Origin of the sequence: Candidatus Desulfatibia sp. (assembly GCF_036446775.1) — a bacterium.
Taxonomy (GTDB): Bacteria; Desulfobacterota; Desulfobacteria; order Desulfobacterales; family UBA11574; genus Desulfatibia_A.
The window spans coordinates 1-17736 of record NZ_JAZFTO010000102.1 but is presented as its reverse complement, the minus strand read 5'-3'; the positions used below and the strand labels follow the sequence as shown (position 1 = coordinate 17736).

The following is a 17736-nucleotide window of genomic DNA, read 5'->3' as shown; positions in this document are numbered from 1 at the left end:
GGACAGGTCGAAAGCGCCCCGCTGAAAAGTGCAGCGGGGCAAAGAGTAGGGGGTGAAAGTCCCCCGCATGGTAATGGATAGCGACCAGCCGTGGCCCCGAGTCATGCGTCGGCTTCTCGTAAGGGAGGCGGCGAAGCGTTGACAGGGGGCGTGCCCCGATGAATCGGGATGTTCCACAGGCCTGGCTATTGAGCTCCGAAATCACCTAGTTCGGGCTGCCGACCTTGTGACTTGGTAGGGAAGGCAAAACGGTACGTCGCGCTAACGCGAGTGGCGCATCGGACCCGCGGAGTCAGAGAACCGGAGCATGTACGCAAACTCTTTGCACGGAAACCGGGAGATCCCAGGGGTGACCGGCTGCCATCCACAGCCGGCCCGGTCGTGGAAGGCCAAAGGCCGAACGCCCGACGTGTAAACCCCTGGGAAGTCGGACGGAGGCATATTATCGATGAAGCGAACGAACAAAGGTGCACAATCACGCCAACGGCGTGACCAACCACCAGCGGAGTTTGTGGAGAAAAGGCCTCCGGCCGAGGGGAACCGTGTTCAGACAGCCGTGACCGGCACACAGGGGTTGGAAGCAGCGTCGAATGGACTGGACAGGGTACGAGAGGCAGCGAAGCGGGACAAGGATCTGCGTTTCACTAATCTGCTGCACCACATCGACATCGAACGACTGCATGCCGCCTATCTTTCGCTTAACCCAAAGGCGGCCGCGGGAGTCGACGGAGTGACGTGGCAGGAGTATGGCGAGGGCTTAGATGAACGCCTCATCACGCTCCATGATCGAATTCATAGCGGACGGTATCGGGCCAGAGCGAGCAAAAGGACCTGGCTTCCCAAACCCGACGGGCGACAGCGTCCCATCGGCATAACCGCTATGGAAGACAAGATTGTTCAACGAGCATTGGTTGAGGTCCTCCAGTCAATATACGAAGAGGACTTTCTTGGCTTCAGCTACGGATCAAGACCTGGCCGAAGCCAACATAATGCCCTGGATGCGATCTACGTCGCGATCACGCAGCGAAAGGTAAGCTGGGTTCTGGACGCGGATATCCGTGGCTTTTACGACAGCCTTGAACATGAGTGGCTGATGAAGTTTGTGGAACACCGTGTCGCCGACAAACGAGTCCTCCGACTGATTCGCAAATTTTTGAGTGCCGGAGTCTCGGAAGACGGTAAGTGGTCCAAGACCGTGGTGGGGACGCCACAAGGTGCCGTGATATCGCCTTTACTGGCGAATATTTATCTGCACTATGCCTTGGACCTCTGGGTGAAGTGGTGGCGCAACCACCATGCGCGTGGCGAAGTGTACATCGTTCGTTATGCCGACGACTTTGTCTTGGGGTTCCAATATCAGTCGGATGCCGTGCGTTTCCAAGCAGAACTGCGGAAGCGAATGGGCAAATTCGGTTTGGAACTTCACGACGATAAAACTCGGCTGATTGAATTCGGCCGCTTTGCCGCCGAAAACCGCAAGAGCCGTGGAGAGGGGAAAGCGGAAACCTTCGACTTTCTCGGATTTACCCATATCTGTTCAACGCGCCGAAAGGACGGCAAGTTCAAACTTCTACGCAAGACCATCGGCAAACGACTTCGAAGTAAAATCAAAGAGGTCCGCCAGACCCTTCAACGTCACCGGCACAAGCCGGTACCAGAACAGGGAAGATGGCTGCGGTCAGTGGTCCAGGGACATTTTAACTATCACGCAGTTCCCGGGAACCGAGAAGCCTTGGATACCTTCCGAACACAAATCGGCCATGCCTGGCTGCGCGCCTTGCGCAGACGGAGCCAGAAAGGTAGAAACCTAACCTGGGAACGCATGCAAAGACAGATGATGAAGTGGATTCCCACTGCGCGGGTGCTGCACCCTTACCCGAATCAACGTTTCTGCGTTTGACCTGAGGCAGGAGCCCAGTGCGGTAGTTCCGCATGCTTGGGATCTGTGCGGGGGGTGCCGGGTAACCGGCATTCCTACCGCGACTGCTCTTGACTCATTTGGTTTAATTTGGAGTAAATGGTGATTTAGGGGACACCCATAAATATGTAAATGACTTTCTGAAACCTTTTTAGTGGGACGCATTAGTTTTAGTCGTTCACAGGTACGGTTCAAATTTGCAGTGAACCTCTGAACCCTGAACCCCTGAACGGTTACTCTTTTTTAGTTGATTACAAATCTTCACTTTTCCCAAATAATTGGATTGCCACCGGTGTCAATCTATATCTGAACGAACACACATCAACTATATCAAACATGATAAAATTCAACGAATTAGTGAATTATTACATATAAAATATAGTTTGACGCGACATAAAAGTATATGATATATGCAGTTATTCTTTTATTAAGCGAATTATAGCATATATCATATACTATGAATACACTTACAGGTATCGGAAAAATTGATCGGGAAAGAATGGCGGCGATCATTCGGGGGACAAAAGGCACTGTATCTGTTGATGAGGCTGCACGGATTTTAAATGTTGAGTCCTCGGATGCAGCCAAGATGCTTGTAAGATGGGCCAAAAAGGGTTGGATGTCACGAGTGCGCCGCGGCCTTTATGTCTGTGCCTCTGGAATCCCGTACCGCAGATGTGCCGCTTGAAGATCCCTGGCTGATTGCCGGGCGCCTTTTTGCGCCCTTAAAAAAATGGATCCGGCTGACGGAAAGCGAACATCTCGAATTCAAACAGGCCGGTCGGCAGTTCGATTCCGAGAAGCTCACCCGTTATTGTGTCGCACTGGCCAACGAAGGAGGGGGGAAGCTCATTTTGGGGGTGACGGACAAACCGCCTCGTCAGATTGCGGGGACTGAAGCTTTCCCGGATGTCGGCGAGACCCAGGCTCAGCTTTTGGACAGGCTCCACCTACGGATCGATGTGGAGGAGATGGTTCATCCGGACGGCCGGATTGTCGTTGTGCATGTTCCCTCCAGGCCCATCGGAAGACCCGTTGAATACAGGGGGGCATACTGGATGCGCAGCCATGACGCCCTTGTCCCCATGACACCGGAAAAACTGCAGCAGATATTTGCGGAGGCGGAACCGGACTTCTCGGCTCAGATTTGTAAAGAGGCGACCATTGAAGAACTCGACCACCACGCCATCGAAACATTCAGAAAAAGATGGCATCGTCGATCGGGCAATGACGAACTGCTTACATTTCTTCAGAGCAATTGCTTGAAGACGCCGAGCTTCTGGTTGATGGCGGCGTTACCTATGCCGCATTAATCCTTTTGGGCACCCGTAAAGCCCAGGGTATTCATCTTGCACAGGCCGAAGCTATTTTTGAATACCGATCAAAAGAAACCTCACTGCCGTTTCAGCAGCGTAAGGAATATCGGAAAGGTTTTTTCCTGTACTATGACGATCTCTGGAATACCATCAATCTTCGTAACGATGAATATCAATACCAGGACGGCCTTTTTATGCTGACGGTTCCGTCCTTTAACGAACTGGTGATTCGTGAAGCCATTCTAAACGTCGTCAGCCACAGGGATTATCGGCACGCGGGTTCTGTATTCATTAAACAGTATCCCACCAAAATCGAACTTGTCAGCCCGGGTGGTTTTCCGCCCGGTATAACTCCGGAAAACATTCTTTGGAAGCAACATCCTCGCAACCGGCGCATCGCAGAGGTATTTGCCAGATGCGGAATGGTTGAGCGTTCCGGTCAGGGGGCCAACCGAATGTTCGAATTATGCGCCCGCGAGAGCAAACAGCCGCCTGATTACAGTGGAACCGATGACTATGAAGTATTCCTCACGCTATACGGGAAAGTACAGGATCCCCGCTTTTTAACATTTCTGGAGAAGGTCGGCCGTGAGCGTCAAGTGTTTTTCGAAGCCACCGATTTTATCACCCTTGATTTAATAAACAGGGAAGAAAAGCTCCCTCAATGGGCGCGTGATCGCATGCCGTCTCTGCTCAAGTCCGGGGTCGTTGAACGCATCGGGCGGAAATACATGCTCTCCAGAAAATATTACGAGTTTGTCGACCGGAAAGGCGTCTACACCCGTAAACGCGGACTTGACCGTGAAACCAATAAGCAATTATTATTGAAGCACATTAAAGATAATAAAAATCAGGGAAGCCAATTCCGTGATTTAGGGGAGGTATTACCCTTACTCTCAAGGGATCAGGTGAAAAAGATACTTGCTGAAATGAAAACGGAAAAAATTATATGTGTTGTTGGCAAAACCAGTGCAGCCAGATGGTATCCAGGTACCGGCAATTAATTCAGAAAGATACTGATTTTGGCCCAAGTTTGGCCCAAGCTAAATGACGGTTAAGTTTATAACTAATTGAAATCAAATGAAAAATAGACGTTTCAAATTGTACCAAGGCATAAGGTCGGTGCAATAAAAGTTACGATACGCACCAAGATCAATGGGATCGGGGCCAAAGCTTGAATTGTGAATTAGCAGTCACCTTTTACGTTCAGAGATGATAGGAGTGGAAGTACCTTGAGGCGTATATTTGTTAATGGACCAATGAACGATAAAAACAAACAAGGGAGAAAATTGATGACAAAAGCAGAATTGGTTGAAAACATGGCAAAAGATGCAAAAATTTCTAAAGCTGCTGCGGGAGCTGCTCTGGACTCTTTTATTGATGGTGTCACAAAGGCACTAAAGAAAAAGGATGGTAAGGTAACTCTGGTAGGATTCGGTACATTTTCAAAAATCCGCCGGAAAGCTCGAAAGGGTCGCAATCCGCAAACAGGGGAGCCTTTGAAAATTAAGGCGAGAAATGCGGTAAAATTCAAAGCCGGGAAGAAACTCAAAGACGCTATCTAAAAAGCTTAAGGCGGTTTATTTGATTCTGAATATCAAATAGGCCGCCTTTATTCTTCTGTAAAAATATTGCCTTTTTCAGACAGATCGCGCCCCAGGGCTTTTATAACACATTAATTTCCTTGACACAATAGGTATATATCAATAAAATCGCGTTACGATTTTATTAAGCTCCCGCCACACAGACTGCGGGATCAGATCGGCGAAAGGTTTACCTGCCGGCGGGTAAACCACAGCCCTCCGGGCTGCGGCACCGCACTTTTGCCTTTAAAAGGTTTTTTTTTATTTGATTCATCCCGCGCTGCCCCGGTACGGCGGGATCTCCGCACAGCTCCGACAAGCAGCGGGGAATTCAAATTTAAAGAGCAGTTAGGATTCTCAAGAGGACAGTCTGTTGAAACAGTCGAAATCCTGTTGGAAATCATTAAAAAGACCCTTGAATCCGGTGAAGATATCCTGATCAGTGGGTTTGGCAAATTCTGCGTTAAAGAGAAAGCAGAACGTAGAGGCAGAAATCCTGCTACCGGCGGTGATATGATGTTACCACCCAGAAAGGTTGTGACGTTTAAGTGCTCTGGAAAGTTGCGGGATAAAGTGAATGGATAAGACTAAAGCAATACAAAGCGTATGCCGGAAGGAATCCGAGAACTGGGGAACCGGTTCGGGTGGAATCTAAGAAGTTACTGTTTTTCAAATGTGGTAAAAAATTGAGGGAGCGGGTGGATCGTTGATAGACCGATATTAAAAAAATATCATGATCGAACAATACTCTTTTGGGAATATCGTCATAAGTGGTGTGACATACATCAATGATGTGAAAATTATACAGGGAAAAGTTGTCCCTGAATGGTGGCGTAAACGTGGTCATTTTGTTGACGTAGACGACATTCAAGATATTTTGAGATCCAAACCCGATATTTTGGTGCTCGGTAAAGGTTCCCCAGGTCAGATGAAGTCAACTGGATCCTTACGTGAGTTTCTAAAAGACAATGGTATTGAGTTGATTGAGGAGAAAACATCTAAAGCTGTTAAAACTTTCAATCGTCTTTTTAAAAAAGGGAAAAATGTTTCCGTTGGTTTTCATTTGTCGTGTTAAGTTAATCTCAAAATTCTAAGGAGGAACCAATAATGAAAAATCTCAAAAAGAATCTGCAGGCCGTTAACAGAGAACTCAAGGCACTCGCAAAGAAAGTTGACCAAATAGTTGTCGCAGTCGGGAAGCTTGAAAAAGCAAAAGTCGCGCAGAAACCGAAAGCTAAAACTGTTAAGAAAAAACCCGTGAAAAAGACGGTTGCAAAGAAGGTCGCTGCTAAAAAACGTGCCGTTAAAAAGGTCGCTGCAAAGAAACCCGCTAAATTGACAATTACTGATACAGTCCTGGCAATTATTAGAAAGAGCAAGAAAGGTGTTAATACCGCTACACTGATGAAAAAGACTGGATTTAGCGAGAAGCAGATTCATAATAATGTTTATAAACTTAAGAAGCGGGGCAAGGTTAAGACTGTAAAAAAGGGCGTGTATTTGAAGGCTTGATCCTTCTGTGTGGCCGGCATTCACCTTATCAGTGCTAATCTCTACGAAAACTGGAGCTGCTATAAAGCATGTTTAATGGAAACTCTTGGAAATTAATAAAAACAACTATACTGTTTGTTGTTTTTTTCTTTGTTGTAAAGGCACCTGATTTATTTGCAGCATCTTATGCTATACATATTAGTTCTTATCAGGAAGAAAATAAAGCTATTGTTGATCAAGAACGGTTGAAGAAAAAGGAGCTACCGGCTTTCATTAAAATGGTCAAAATTAACAATAAGGGAACTTGGTTTAGAGTATTGATTGGACCCTATTCTGATTATAATAATGCCGTTAATACTGCAACAGTACTAACGCAAAAAAAACTTGCTTCATATGCTAAAGTAATACCTTACTGTGGTTTTCAATATCTTTCCAAAGATAAAAGAAGTTATGTTGCTCAGTGTATAGGCGGCACCTACGATGGAAGTGTTTTTAAAATAAAGCGGGGGATTGTTAAATATTTTTATGTTGTTCCTGAAATATCTCCTATTTTTCGTGATGCGGAAGGAAAGAATTCAGAGGAAGTAGGGGATAAAGCTTGTGGATGTCGATAATTTCATTCTGAATATCATAAGGAAATAGATTTGGATAAGATTGGGATATGAAAAACTTTTCGGTCTATTTAATACTTTAAAACAAGAGGCTAAGGAGCTATCCAGAGGAAGATAAATAATGAAATATGAAGCAGTACTTTTTGACCTTGACGGCACTTTGATAGATACCGTAGATGATATTGGTGATGCTGCAAATAGGGTTCTATCAAATAGAGGTTTCCCCATACATCCTATTTCAACCTACTACCAATTTATTGGTGAAGGTGTAAAAGTCCTTTTCACACGTGCATTACCCCAAGAAAAACGAAATGAAGACCTCATAAATACTTGCTTAAAAGAATTTGTCGAAGATTACAGGCGCAATTATGATGTTAAGTCTAAGCCTTACGATGGCATCCCGGAAATGTTGAATGCATTGAATGCGCGGGGCTTAAAACTTGCAATTTTATCAAACAAGCCTGACCCTCTTACGAAAGACTGTGTAACATCCCTTTTATCAAATTGGGATTTCGGTGTTGTTTTCGGGCAACGCGATTCGGTTCCTCGTAAACCCAGTCCGCAAGCCGCTCTTGAAATAGCCGAAAAACTGTCAATATCGCCATCCGATTTTCTCTACCTTGGAGATACAGCTATCGATATGAAAACGGCCGTTTCTGCCGGAATGTTTCCGGTAGGAGTAGCTTGGGGTTTTCGCCCTGTAAAGGAACTTAAGGAAAATGGGGCACATGTTATTATTGATAAACCTATCCAGCTTTTGGATCTCATAAAGGTATGATAAAAAAAGTCATCTCAGGCGGTCAAACCGGTGCAGATCAGGCAGCCCTCGATGCTGCAATAAAACTCGAATTCGTGTATATGTATTTTTGGGGCTGATTGCTTTATTTCCCTTTTCCAATACCAGCCTTTCAGCTTGAAAATTAAAACACCAAAATGTGTCGATTTTGTTATCAAATCATGCATAGATTGCCTTGATTAGCACGTGTCAATAAAGGCAAGCTATCTTGATTGTATTTTCGGCAGAAGAGGTCTGCCACAATATCCTGTAAATTTGACTATAGTTCATAGATACGCGGTTGTTTGACACACCCTTCTTTTGAAGTTTTATGTATTATGCTTGTTGTCTGATAAAAAAACAATTTTTCATTATCCATGTTTTTTCAATATTTATTTTCTGTTGTCTAAAAAATTTGAAGGAGTCGTTACATGAAAAAATTCACTATCACCATAATTCGGATTAATAATTTAGTTTAAACTATTGTTCAGCTTACTGGCCGTAATAACTTTCAAAACCCCGCCTTGTTCTCTGGGAATTTTTCCTGTATCAAAAGGAAAATTGAGGTTATGATTTGAATTGGTGTGCATGTCCTTTTCTTTATCAGCAATCCTGGTTTCGGAGTTGGGGATATTTTTCATAAACTCAATCCAGATCGGAAGGGCTGCCCGGGAACCGGTTTCTTTTTTTCCTATGGGTTCACGGTCGTCTTTTCCCACCCAGACGCCGACGGCAAATTTATCATCGAAACCCACGAAAAAAGCGTCTATGTTTTTGTTAGTGGTTCCGGTCTTGCCATAAACCGTCCGGTTCAGGCTTAAAGCCCTTCTGCCGGTGCCCTCCTTGACGACTGCCTCAAGCATTGTACGGATGCCGTACAAGGCGGCTTGAGGGATCACGGTTTCCGCCTTACCGGTAGGCTCCTGCAAAGACATGGTTTCTTTGTCAATAAACCGGTCTATACATTCGGTTTCCACCCGCTTTCCGGTCGCAAGCGTCGAATAGGCCGAGACAAGCTCAAGCAATGTCGTCTCTGACGCTCCCAAGGCGGATGGATAGACCGGGTAGATCTTGCTTTGAATTCCCAACCGTTTTGCTGTTTTCACCACATCCTGAATACCCACCTGTAATGCCAGATTGACAGTGGCCGCGTTGAGGGACAGGGCGAGACCCTGTTTCATCGTTACCGCGCCCCGATACACCCCGCTGTAATTCTTAGGTGTCCACGGTCTGGGATCTTCATCCGTAGTCAAGGTTACCGGCTTGTCCTGAATAACCGAGTCGTAATTATAACCTTTAAGAAGTGCCGTTAGATAGACAATCGGTTTAAACGCCGAACCGGGCTGGCGCAGTGCCTGGGTGGCCCGGTTGAACTGGCTTTTCTCATAATCGGTTCCGCCGACAATGACTCTGATCTTTCCTGTTTTGATCTCAATTGCGATAAGTGCCGCCTGAGCATCTGTCACCCCCCTTGATTTAAGATCGGCCATCCCGTTCTTGATGGCTTCCTTCGCTATTTGCTGCATCCTGTAATCGAGTGTAAAATAGATTTTGAGGCCACCGGTAAAGAGCTGGTCTCCAAATCTCTCCTTTAACTTTTTGATACAATAGTCCACAAAATAAGGTGCCTTGGAAACTCTTCCGTGGAATATATTTGGCAAAGGCTTTTTCACGGCCAGACTATATTGATATTTATCAATCGCATCGGTTTCCAGCATACGCTTTAAAACAAAATTTCTTCTTCTCAGGGATTTTTCCGGATTCTGAAAGGGGGAATATACCGATGGCGCTTTGAGAAGGCCTGCCAACATCGCTCCCTCTGCAAGCGTCAAATGATCCACCTTCTTTCCAAAGTATGCTTCGGCAGCCGTCTGTATGCCATATGCCCTGGAACCGAAATACGCCTGATTTAAATAGAATTCTAGGATTTGATTTTTAGTAAATTTTCTATCCAGCTGAAGCGCGATTGCGATTTCTCTGGTTTTACGTATAATTGTTTTTTCAGGTTTAAGAAAAATCATCTTAGCAACTTGCTGCGTAATGGTACTGCCCCCCTGCTTATATTCACCGGCCCTGATATCCGCATAGAGGGCTCCCATAATCCGTATCGGGTCAATGCCGATGTGTTCGAAATAGCTGGCGTCCTCGGTGGCTATAAAGGCTTTTTTCACATGTTCGGGCACTCTGCTGAGTGGCACCGGCGTGCGTCGTTGAACGTACAGCTCTGTTAATAGAATGTTGTCATAAGTATATAGTTTGGAAGATTTATAGGGAGAGTAAGAATTGAGCAGATCAATGTCCGGCAGTGTTGATACAATCCAGTATGTATATCCCCCGACGAGACCGATGCAAAGGGTTAGCGAAATCAAAAAAAAATAAAAAGCAAGCCGCAATCCCGGATAAATTCGGGAAATAGTTTTTTTTAGGAATATATGGTCTGGATGCCCTCCAAAAACCGCTTGATTGAACCTATGACTGTAAGTTTTAGCGGCAAGAATTCTCTGTTTTTTACGCCGTGCAAGGATTTTCGAGGTTTTCGGAAAATTGTAATAGCCGTATTTGGTCTTTATCCTTTTAAAAAGATCCTGGACCATTAGAAAAACGGCTTCCGGATCCAGGCGACCACCCAGACATTGGTCTTCTCTCAGGCCCGTTTTTGCCAGATAAGAAAGGTCGATGGGATTGCTATGGAGGACCAAGACAAATTCAGGGAAACTCCCTGCAATTGCAATGCCCCGAACAACCGATATATTGTCGTGAAAGCTGTTGTTGACATCAATTATGACCAGCGTGCACTCCCCGCGCTCCAGCATGGTGAACGCAGCATCCGGGTCCTCCAGTAGATCCGTTCGGATTCCGCAAACAGAAAGGGTTTTGGCGATAATCTGCCCCCGGACCTTGTTTGTAGCGTATATGGCGACATTTGCTTTCACTTTAGATAGACCCTTTTCCCACCGCCATCAGATATGCACCTTTTGCCGTCGTCTGGAGGGGGTTTTCAGCAAGGACAATGTCTGAAATCTCTAATGGAAGCTTTACTTTTTGAAGTATGGATGCAAATTTTTCACGGCTCCCGGCCGCAAGAACCGTTCCACCGCTTAAGATGATCGGTACTGCCTGTCGTAATTTCGGGACACTGTCGGACGTACTCAAGACGTGTTCCAGACTCTCTGCCAATGTGTAAAAGAGGTTATCATAACAAGCATGGAGCCCGTGCTCTATGTTGTTTTTCGGCTTACCCAACAGGTCCAGTCCCTTTTCTTTTATCGATTTGATTTTAGTGGGAGATTCGCCTACGGAACTGGCAACCATTTTGTCGATAAAATCACCGCCTTTCTGAATACTGTAGGTCACCACCGGAATGGATAGATATGCGAAACAGATATTGCACATCCCGCCGCCGATACTGATACCGATGCCGGTGGCATGACCGCCGGATAGTTCCGAAATTAGAATTGCCATTCCTTCATTGATCGATTGGGGAAAGTATCCCAGGTTCATGAGGTAGGTTTTGAAGACCGATTCGTTGAAAATCGCAGCTCCCGGGGAATCAATGGATTTACCCGGTACGCTGAACCACAACGGTTCGTTTTCTTTTTTAGGCGACGGAATCAGCCTGTTTAATATGGCATGAATAACATTAATTCCTTCATCTTCCCCGAGATTCAACATACCGCTTTCCATTGGCTGTTTGGTTCGCCTTCCCATAATGCTTGCAAACTCCTCTGCGCGATTCCCGAGAATATAAAGAGACTCTTTTTTTTCTAAAAACTGAATATCATTACCGGTCAAAATATTTTTTGTTTGCGGGAGGGACGGCACGGTTAGAAAAACATTTGGCTCCATTTGTACAGACGCCTCTGACTCGCCCTTTTTGTATACAACAATGTTGGATGTTCCGATATCAAGACCGATAGAACCGTGCTCAACCGCAGCGATTATCTGACACTTCATTTTTCCTATAAAATTACTATAATACATTGCATCACCCCTAAGAGCGCCTACGCTTGCATGGTGCCCTCAAAATTCGCAGTTTAACACGCACAACATGATACACTCTGACTCTTTGTTAAATTGCAATTTTCAGGCCAACATGTCGACGCACGGGAAAATAAAAATACAACTTATATATCAAGTAGTTATAAGTACTCCAAATTTAAAACGGGATTTCCGCTTCGCTCCAACCGGTTTATCCGGGTTAGGGGGTTTTAAAAACACTTCTAACAGAGCCAGGAGGCAATCTTTTGAATATCTTCAGAAAACGGCGAATCGGGGGCATCAAGCATTACGGGGCTCAGTTTTGCAATGGCATCGCCGACAGCAGCATCATCACGGATCGTCATGATCACGGCGGTCTCAATGCTCAGATATTCTTTCAGAAGATTTTTGATTACTTCCCCGACCCTTGCATCTTTATCCGTTCGAACCCTGTTGACGACCACAAAGGGTCTTAAGCGGGTCAGTATTTTTCTTGCCGAATCTGTGGCAGCGGAATCCATCTGCCGGGCTTCACTGAAAAAGCCCTCCATGGTCTTGAGATGGGGATACTTCTCCGGTTCCTTGGCCTGGTTCAAAAGTTCTAAAAGTTCGAAGCACTCGTTGTGCTTAAAGAAAAATGTAAGACGCCTGTACAGAGCCGACTTGATGAAACTGTACACGTTCAAAAGAGACGGCACTTCACACGTTGTCACCATCAGGGCCTGTTGAGCGATGATGGAAAAATCCAGCACATTGAACGAGGTCCCGGGTGCCAGATCCAGAAGTACCCGGTCGTAGTTTAGCGAGGAGAGATGACGGATGAGTTTCATCTTTTTTTGATAAGGCATATTGGCGATACCCGGATCATCCCCGCCGCAGATGATGTCTAAATCATCGATGGGTGTCATCGAAACAACATCCGTCAAATTTTTGACTCGATTTTGGATAAAATCGCTGAGGCTTTTCGGTGACCCCCTCATGCCGAAAAACGCATGCAGGTTTGAGGCGCCCAGGTCGAGATCCACGGCGACAATCTTTTTGCCCATACGGGATAGTGCAATGGCAAGGTTCGCCGAAATCGTACTTTTCCCGACCCCCCCCTTCGGCCCAAGGATGGCTGTAATATTTTTTCCATTATCCACGAAAAAGCAACCAATCCCGCATCTGTTCAATCCAGGTGCAATAAATGCTTCAAGGTTTTTTCAAACATATCGCTTTTGGTGAGTTTCCATTTCTTTTTTTTCCGCGAGACGATTTCTTCGATTTTTACTGCAATAAGCTCAGGGTCAATCGGATCGTAAAGACAAAGGCCCTTGCGGATGCGAAGCTCTTTGAAACGATCAATGACGGTCTCCTTCCCTAACACGATCACAGTCTCATGTTTCAGCGTTTGACAAATATTTTTCAGGTGGTTTATCTCTTTCGAAAAGCATCTTTCCGTATCAACAATCACAACCTCAGGAGAATGCTGAACAATCTCATCACCGGTTTCCAAAATCCGGTTGAAGACCAGACATTCAAAACCGTTTCGGTCCAGGACTTTTTCTAGGATCTTACCCCTGAGCTCATCGGCTGAAAAAACGAGAACCCTTGAGGACACCCGTCTACACCTCCGCCTCTGTCATGGCCATGATCAAAGCCCCTTTGGCAGTCGTATTCAGGGGATCTTCAGCCAGGCGCACCTCAGAAATTTCCATGGGCATGTCGATCGCCTTGAGCATCGTTTCAAACTTGTCTTTACACCCTTTCGGCATGGCCGTGCCCCCGCTCAATACAATCGGGATCGGAGTGGAAATCTTGGGGATCTTGTCCGTCGAGATTATGACCCGCCTGAGGCTATCGAGAAGTTTCAATACGACTTCATCATAGAAAATATGTAACGCTTTTGATACTCGGTCTGTGGAATTTGTTGAGAGATCCAGTTCTTCCTCTTTTATCGCTTTTATCCTTGCCGCCGGTTCTCCTACGGTTTTCCCTACCATTTCGTCGATGTAGTCTCCGGCCGTTTGGATACTGAAAGTGACGACCGGAAAAGAGAGGTAGGAGAGGCAGATGTTGCACATTCCGCCGCCCATGCTGATCCCAATGCCCGTATAGTCTTCGTCGGAAAGTTCTGATAAGACGGTAGCCATCCCCTCGTTAATGGATATGGGTTTATAGCCTAAACCCTCAAGAAATCCCTTAACGACCGACTCATGATACACGACGGACCCGGTTCCGCCAAAGGGCTCGCCGGGGATAGAGAAACATAGAATTTCACCGGGATTTTTCGGCTCGTGGACAAGAGATTCTACGATGGCTGTGATGACATTCAAGCCCACATCTTCCTTCGGACTTAAAAATCCATCTTTCATGGGTCTTCGGGTATTCACGTTGAACATATTTGCAAAACTCTGGGCAGAATAACCGATAATATAGTACTCGTGCGCATTTTCATAAAACTTAATCTCTTTTTGACTGAGGATATTTTTGGCAAACTTTGCATTGGGCACCGTAAAGAACGCATTGAGGTCTTGAACTGAGTTCACATAGTTGCGATTGTTTTGAGCGGCTACGATGTGACTGGTCCCGACGTCGAGGCCCACAGGACCCGATGATCTTTCTACATATTCGCCGGCTCCCTTTTTTGTGTTTACTACGGGCTTCTTTAGTGCCGCGATTTTTTTGTTAGGCGACCGGTCGGCTTTAGTCCTGCTTTCCGCCGATGCAGAACCTTTTTCCGGAGGATGAAGCCCTCCCAAGGTACTTGACTCTTCTTGACTGTTATCATAATCTTTTGCGTCAGCCATGCTTTTTCTCCTTTCGGTTTTTGTTTTTTTGAATAATAATCTAAACCTCTAATGACAAGTAGCCTACTGCAAGGTTTATGCCATACTTTTTAACTGAAGACTGATGAGTGACGATTGAATAAAGAATTTCCTGTGCTGTAGGGAGATTTGTTCATATTTGACGCAGTAATTCTCGGTGAAACTGAAAACCGTTGGGATCAGCCGGATAATCGCATTTTATACCGGTTGAAACTCACAGATCCACTAAGGCAGTCACCCGGTTTAAAATGCGGCCATTTGGCTCCTGTTGGATGTTCACCCAGAATTGTTCTATTTGACGTGGATCGTCTATATCGTGTTTTTAGAATTTCACGGGTTATAAGGATTTTTCGAAACGACCGAGATAACGACAGGCACTGACTGCCAAATATTTGACAAGGACGATGTCTAAATTTTGACGGGGATCAAAGGAGCCGGCCGTAGCATAAAGCAAACGGTGCCGCTTCGTAAGATGTGGTCGGACGGTGATAGCCGGGCCTCCGGCTCGGAGAGAGAGTCCGACTGAGGGATAAATCCGACGGAGTCGGAATACCTGCCGATCATCTATAATAGGATACCCTTTATGCAAACTGGCAAAGCGTATTCCCTGGCATGAATTGGAAAACCATTTTACAGATCTTTACCACCAAACAGGGAGACCTGCAAAACCGATCCGCTTAATGGTGTCTTTGCTCATTCTGAAACAGCTTCATAACCTTTCCGATGAAACGATAGTGGAACGATGGGTTGAGAATCCCTATTTTCAGTTTTTTAGCGGGGAGAGTGTATTCCAATGGAACTTCCTCTAAAGGCCGGACTGAAAATGTGACGGCAATAAGTGCCGGTTGAAAAATGTGACACCCTCAAATAACCTTTTTCGGAAAATATTCGTTCCGGAGGAGGAGAGAAAGGATTATGGTCTTACCAGTAAGAAAATTATCAGCCAGTCAAAGGAGGCCATCTATGGCTAATATATCCACAACAAAAATGTCATCCAAAGGTCAAGTGGTTATTCCAGAAGCTATCCGCAAAAAGCTGGGACTTCAATCCGGCACTCAATTCGTTGTAATGGGAGACAAAGATATTGTCATCTTGAAATCGATATCACCCCCATCTCTTGACGAATTCGACGGTTTAATTGCAGAAGCTCGCAGGCAAGCCGGAAAGGCGGGCATGAAACGCTCTGACATTGCAGCGGCTCTCGCCAAGGTACGAGGTAAAAAGTGAAAAGGGAATCGAAGTTGTCAGGCCACGGCAATTCATTGACAAATTTCTATAATATGCTGATTCTACCGCCTACTTTCTGGCTAAGGTTTTTGGCCTCAGCCTGGATGGATGCTCCCAAAAAGTTAAATTTTATGACCGGATGTTCACCGCTTGAGGAAAAAATTTGTGCGTTTGCGCCAAAAAAGTGACAATATTGGGTTGCGTCTTTATATTGTCCATCCGTGGCATGTCATACCAACATATTTCCTGCATACTTCTAAAGTTTTTATAATAATTGCCGATATTTAAAGTAGAGGGTCTAAATAGGCGAACACTAAACCCTATATTATTATCTCTCCTGTTCGAACGGAGGATGTGTAAATGGGTCAAAAACCAACATATGATGAATTGCAACAAAAGATTAAGGAGTTAGAGCAAGAAGCCTTTGAGCGCAAGCTTATGGAGGAGGCACTACGGGAGAGTGAGAAGAAGCATCGTATTCTGTTTGAGACTATGGCGCAAGGTGTTGTCTATCAAAATGCAGAAGGAAATATCATATCTGCTAATCCTGCTGCCGAGAGGATCTTAGGATTATCTTTTGACCAAATGACAGGTAGGACTTCGAGGGATTCTCGGTGGAAATCGATTCATGAAGATGGCTCTGATTTTCCCCAAGAGACCCACCCTGCAATGATGGCCCTAAAGACAGGAGAACAAGTTAAAGATACAATAATGGGGGTTTTCAACCCTAAAGAAGAAGATTTTCGCTGGATAAAAATTAATGCTGTTCCGCAATATAGACCGGGTGACAGCAAGCCCTACCAGGCATATACAACATTTGATGACATTACTGACTTCAAGCGGGCGGAGCAGACTCTACACTTTACGCAATTTTCAATTGACCGTTCTTCAGACTCGGCTTTTTGGATGGACTCTAATGCACGTTTTGTTTACGTAAACGAAGCGGCTTGCCGCACTCTTGGTTATACACGAGACGAATTAATAAAGATGACGGTTCACGACATCAATCCGGATTTTGCTCAAGAGCTTTGGCCTGATAATTGGGCAGAAGTAAAGCGTAGAGGCTCCTTTGTAATAGAATCTCATCATCGCACAAAGGATGGAAGGATTTTCCCGGTAGAAATTTCGGTAAATTACCTGGAATTCGGCGGCAAAGAGTACAACTGCACATTTGCGCGAGACATTTCAGAACGTAAGCAGATCGAAAAAGCTATTCAACTCAGCAAGAGGGAGTGGGTAGCTACATTCGATGCCATGTCCGACTGGGTAAGTTTAATAGATCTGAAGTACCGCATATTGCGCACCAACCGTTCTGGGGAAAAATTTGTCGGTGTGCCACTTGGAGAGATGATTGGCCAAACCTGCTACAGCTTAATACATGGCATTGAGGAACCAATTCCAGAGTGTCCATTGCAAAAGATGCTCCAAACCCATCAGCGTGAGGTTGCAGATTTTCATGTTCAGGAATGTAATCGCTGGTTGAGGATCACGGTAGACCCGGTAAAGGATGAAGATGGGAATCTTGTTAAAGCTGTTCACATCGTCCGTGATATCACCGGACTGAAAAAGATGGAGGATGAGCGGCTGAAATCCATGAAGCTTGAATCGGTTGGAATTTTAGCTGGAGGTATTGCCCATGATTTTAGCAACCTATTATCAGTAATCATGGGTAATATTTCTCTGGCAGAAGACGATCTAAAACCTGAAGTTGGAGTTTCTGAATATTTAAAAGAGGCCGAAAAAGCATCCTTGCGGGCACAAGAATTGACTAAGCAGCTGATTACATTTTCACAGGGTGGACTGCCGATAAAAAAAATAGGTCCAATTGGAGACTTGCTAAAGGAATCAACAAAATTTGTCCTGTCGGATTCTAATGTAAAATATGATTTTTTAATACCACATGATCTTTGGCTGATTGATTTTGATTTAGATCAGATGAAGCATGTCGTCAGAAACCTGATTGTTAACGCGGTTGAATCCATGCCGGATGGAGGATCAATCAAGATTAAGGCAGAAAATTTTTCTATCAG

General features: G+C 45.3%; 18 protein-coding genes and 2 pseudogenes. 15 read left to right on the top strand and 5 right to left on the bottom strand.

Features of this window, described 5'->3' with window-relative positions; genetic code table 11:
* The first annotated feature begins 448 nt into the window (after window positions 1–448).
* From ltrA to V3S16_RS04835, 12 genes and pseudogenes are all read left to right on the top strand, one after another.
* On the top strand, window positions 449–1900 hold the full coding sequence (gene ltrA / locus V3S16_RS04890) for a group II intron reverse transcriptase/maturase (protein ID WP_413883552.1): 1452 nt from the start codon (window positions 449–451) through the stop codon (window positions 1898–1900).
* A gap of 475 nt (window positions 1901–2375) precedes the next feature.
* A complete protein-coding gene (locus tag V3S16_RS04885; RefSeq protein WP_413883551.1) occupies window positions 2376–2606 on the top strand; it encodes a type IV toxin-antitoxin system AbiEi family antitoxin domain-containing protein in 231 nt (76 codons plus the stop codon).
* Window positions 2563–3231 carry a helix-turn-helix domain-containing protein gene (locus tag V3S16_RS04880; protein ID WP_413883550.1) on the top strand — a complete coding sequence of 223 codons (669 nt, stop codon included), beginning with the start codon at window positions 2563–2565 and terminating at the stop codon, window positions 3229–3231. Before V3S16_RS04885 ends, V3S16_RS04880 begins: the two co-directional genes overlap by 44 nt.
* Entirely contained in the window at window positions 3177–4238 is a 1062-nt protein-coding gene (locus V3S16_RS04875; protein ID WP_413883549.1) for an ATP-binding protein, read from the top strand. Before V3S16_RS04880 ends, V3S16_RS04875 begins: the two co-directional genes overlap by 55 nt.
* A 288-nt stretch (window positions 4239–4526) precedes the next feature.
* Window positions 4527–4799 (top strand): HU family DNA-binding protein, encoded by a 273-nt coding sequence (locus tag V3S16_RS04870; RefSeq protein ID WP_413883548.1) that lies wholly within the window; start codon window positions 4527–4529, stop codon window positions 4797–4799.
* Window positions 4800–5150: 351 nt separating this feature from the next.
* Window positions 5151–5402 (top strand): annotated as a pseudogene (locus V3S16_RS04865) (integration host factor subunit alpha); the annotation flags it as partial.
* Complete coding sequence (locus V3S16_RS04860) at window positions 5399–5527, top strand: HU family DNA-binding protein (protein WP_413883553.1); 129 nt, start codon at window positions 5399–5401, stop codon at window positions 5525–5527. The pseudogene V3S16_RS04865 and the gene V3S16_RS04860, both read left to right, overlap by 4 nt.
* 23 nt (window positions 5528–5550) lie before the next feature.
* Window positions 5551–5892, top strand: coding sequence for an Mth938-like domain-containing protein (locus V3S16_RS04855; RefSeq protein WP_413883547.1), 342 nt, complete (start codon window positions 5551–5553; stop codon window positions 5890–5892).
* 32 nt (window positions 5893–5924) lie between these two features.
* The gene (locus tag V3S16_RS04850) at window positions 5925–6329 is read left to right on the top strand and encodes a hypothetical protein (protein WP_413883546.1); all 405 of its coding nucleotides are present in this window, start codon (window positions 5925–5927) and stop codon (window positions 6327–6329) included.
* Between the two features lie 68 nt (window positions 6330–6397).
* A complete protein-coding gene (locus V3S16_RS04845) occupies window positions 6398–6922 on the top strand; it encodes an SPOR domain-containing protein (RefSeq protein WP_413883545.1) in 525 nt (174 codons plus the stop codon).
* A gap of 118 nt (window positions 6923–7040) precedes the next feature.
* On the top strand, window positions 7041–7697 hold the full coding sequence (locus tag V3S16_RS04840; RefSeq protein ID WP_413883544.1) for an HAD family hydrolase: 657 nt from the start codon (window positions 7041–7043) through the stop codon (window positions 7695–7697).
* Window positions 7694–7795, top strand: coding sequence for a YpsA SLOG family protein (locus V3S16_RS04835; protein ID WP_413883543.1), 102 nt, complete (start codon window positions 7694–7696; stop codon window positions 7793–7795). Before V3S16_RS04840 ends, V3S16_RS04835 begins: the two co-directional genes overlap by 4 nt.
* Before the next feature lie 369 nt (window positions 7796–8164).
* On the opposite strand, the gene V3S16_RS04830 is transcribed toward V3S16_RS04835, so the two are convergent.
* The 5 genes from V3S16_RS04830 to V3S16_RS04810 all read right to left on the bottom strand — a co-directional run bounded on the left by V3S16_RS04830 (window position 8165) and on the right by V3S16_RS04810 (window position 14461).
* Entirely contained in the window at window positions 8165–10627 is a 2463-nt protein-coding gene (locus tag V3S16_RS04830; protein WP_413883542.1) for a transglycosylase domain-containing protein, read from the bottom strand.
* A 1-nt stretch (window position 10628) separates the two neighbouring features.
* Window positions 10629–11648, bottom strand: coding sequence for a hypothetical protein (locus tag V3S16_RS04825; protein ID WP_413883541.1), 1020 nt, complete (start codon window positions 11646–11648; stop codon window positions 10629–10631).
* Window positions 11649–11914: 266 nt separating this feature from the next.
* Window positions 11915–12814 carry a P-loop NTPase gene (locus V3S16_RS04820; RefSeq protein WP_413883540.1) on the bottom strand — a complete coding sequence of 300 codons (900 nt, stop codon included), beginning with the start codon at window positions 12812–12814 and terminating at the stop codon, window positions 11915–11917.
* A 26-nt stretch (window positions 12815–12840) separates the two neighbouring features.
* Window positions 12841–13272: a hypothetical protein gene (locus V3S16_RS04815; protein ID WP_413883539.1), complete on the bottom strand. Its 432-nt coding sequence runs from the start codon at window positions 13270–13272 to the stop codon at window positions 12841–12843.
* Window positions 13273–13276: 4 nt separating this feature from the next.
* Complete coding sequence (locus V3S16_RS04810; protein ID WP_413883538.1) at window positions 13277–14461, bottom strand: hypothetical protein; 1185 nt, start codon at window positions 14459–14461, stop codon at window positions 13277–13279.
* Between the two features lie 599 nt (window positions 14462–15060).
* Between V3S16_RS04810 and V3S16_RS04805 the strand changes: the two are divergent.
* From V3S16_RS04805 to V3S16_RS04795, 3 genes and pseudogenes are all read left to right on the top strand, one after another.
* Window positions 15061–15276: pseudogene (locus tag V3S16_RS04805) on the top strand (transposase); the annotation flags it as partial.
* A gap of 166 nt (window positions 15277–15442) precedes the next feature.
* Window positions 15443–15706, top strand: coding sequence for an AbrB/MazE/SpoVT family DNA-binding domain-containing protein (locus V3S16_RS04800; protein WP_413883537.1), 264 nt, complete (start codon window positions 15443–15445; stop codon window positions 15704–15706).
* Between the two features lie 360 nt (window positions 15707–16066).
* Window positions 16067–17736: PAS domain S-box protein (locus tag V3S16_RS04795; RefSeq protein ID WP_413883536.1), on the top strand; the 1670-nt coding region annotated here is incomplete at its 3' end.

Excerpts from the sequence above, each read along its gene's own strand:
- ltrA (WP_413883552.1), top strand. The coding sequence starts at position 449 with ATGAAGCGAACGAACAAAGGTGCACAATCACGCCAACGGCGTGACCAA.
- V3S16_RS04885 (WP_413883551.1), top strand. The coding sequence starts at position 2,376 with ATGAATACACTTACAGGTATCGGAAAAATTGATCGGGAAAGAATGGCG.
- V3S16_RS04880 (WP_413883550.1), top strand. The coding sequence starts at position 2,563 with ATGTCTGTGCCTCTGGAATCCCGTACCGCAGATGTGCCGCTTGAAGAT.
- V3S16_RS04870 (WP_413883548.1), top strand. The coding sequence starts at position 4,527 with ATGACAAAAGCAGAATTGGTTGAAAACATGGCAAAAGATGCAAAAATT.
- V3S16_RS04855 (WP_413883547.1), top strand. The coding sequence starts at position 5,551 with ATGATCGAACAATACTCTTTTGGGAATATCGTCATAAGTGGTGTGACA.
- V3S16_RS04850 (WP_413883546.1), top strand. The coding sequence starts at position 5,925 with ATGAAAAATCTCAAAAAGAATCTGCAGGCCGTTAACAGAGAACTCAAG.
- V3S16_RS04845 (WP_413883545.1), top strand. The coding sequence starts at position 6,398 with ATGTTTAATGGAAACTCTTGGAAATTAATAAAAACAACTATACTGTTT.
- V3S16_RS04840 (WP_413883544.1), top strand. The coding sequence starts at position 7,041 with ATGAAATATGAAGCAGTACTTTTTGACCTTGACGGCACTTTGATAGAT.
- V3S16_RS04835 (WP_413883543.1), top strand. The coding sequence starts at position 7,694 with ATGATAAAAAAAGTCATCTCAGGCGGTCAAACCGGTGCAGATCAGGCA.
- V3S16_RS04825 (WP_413883541.1), bottom strand. The coding sequence starts at position 11,648 with ATGAAGTGTCAGATAATCGCTGCGGTTGAGCACGGTTCTATCGGTCTT.
- V3S16_RS04810 (WP_413883538.1), bottom strand. The coding sequence starts at position 14,461 with ATGGCTGACGCAAAAGATTATGATAACAGTCAAGAAGAGTCAAGTACC.
- V3S16_RS04800 (WP_413883537.1), top strand. The coding sequence starts at position 15,443 with ATGGCTAATATATCCACAACAAAAATGTCATCCAAAGGTCAAGTGGTT.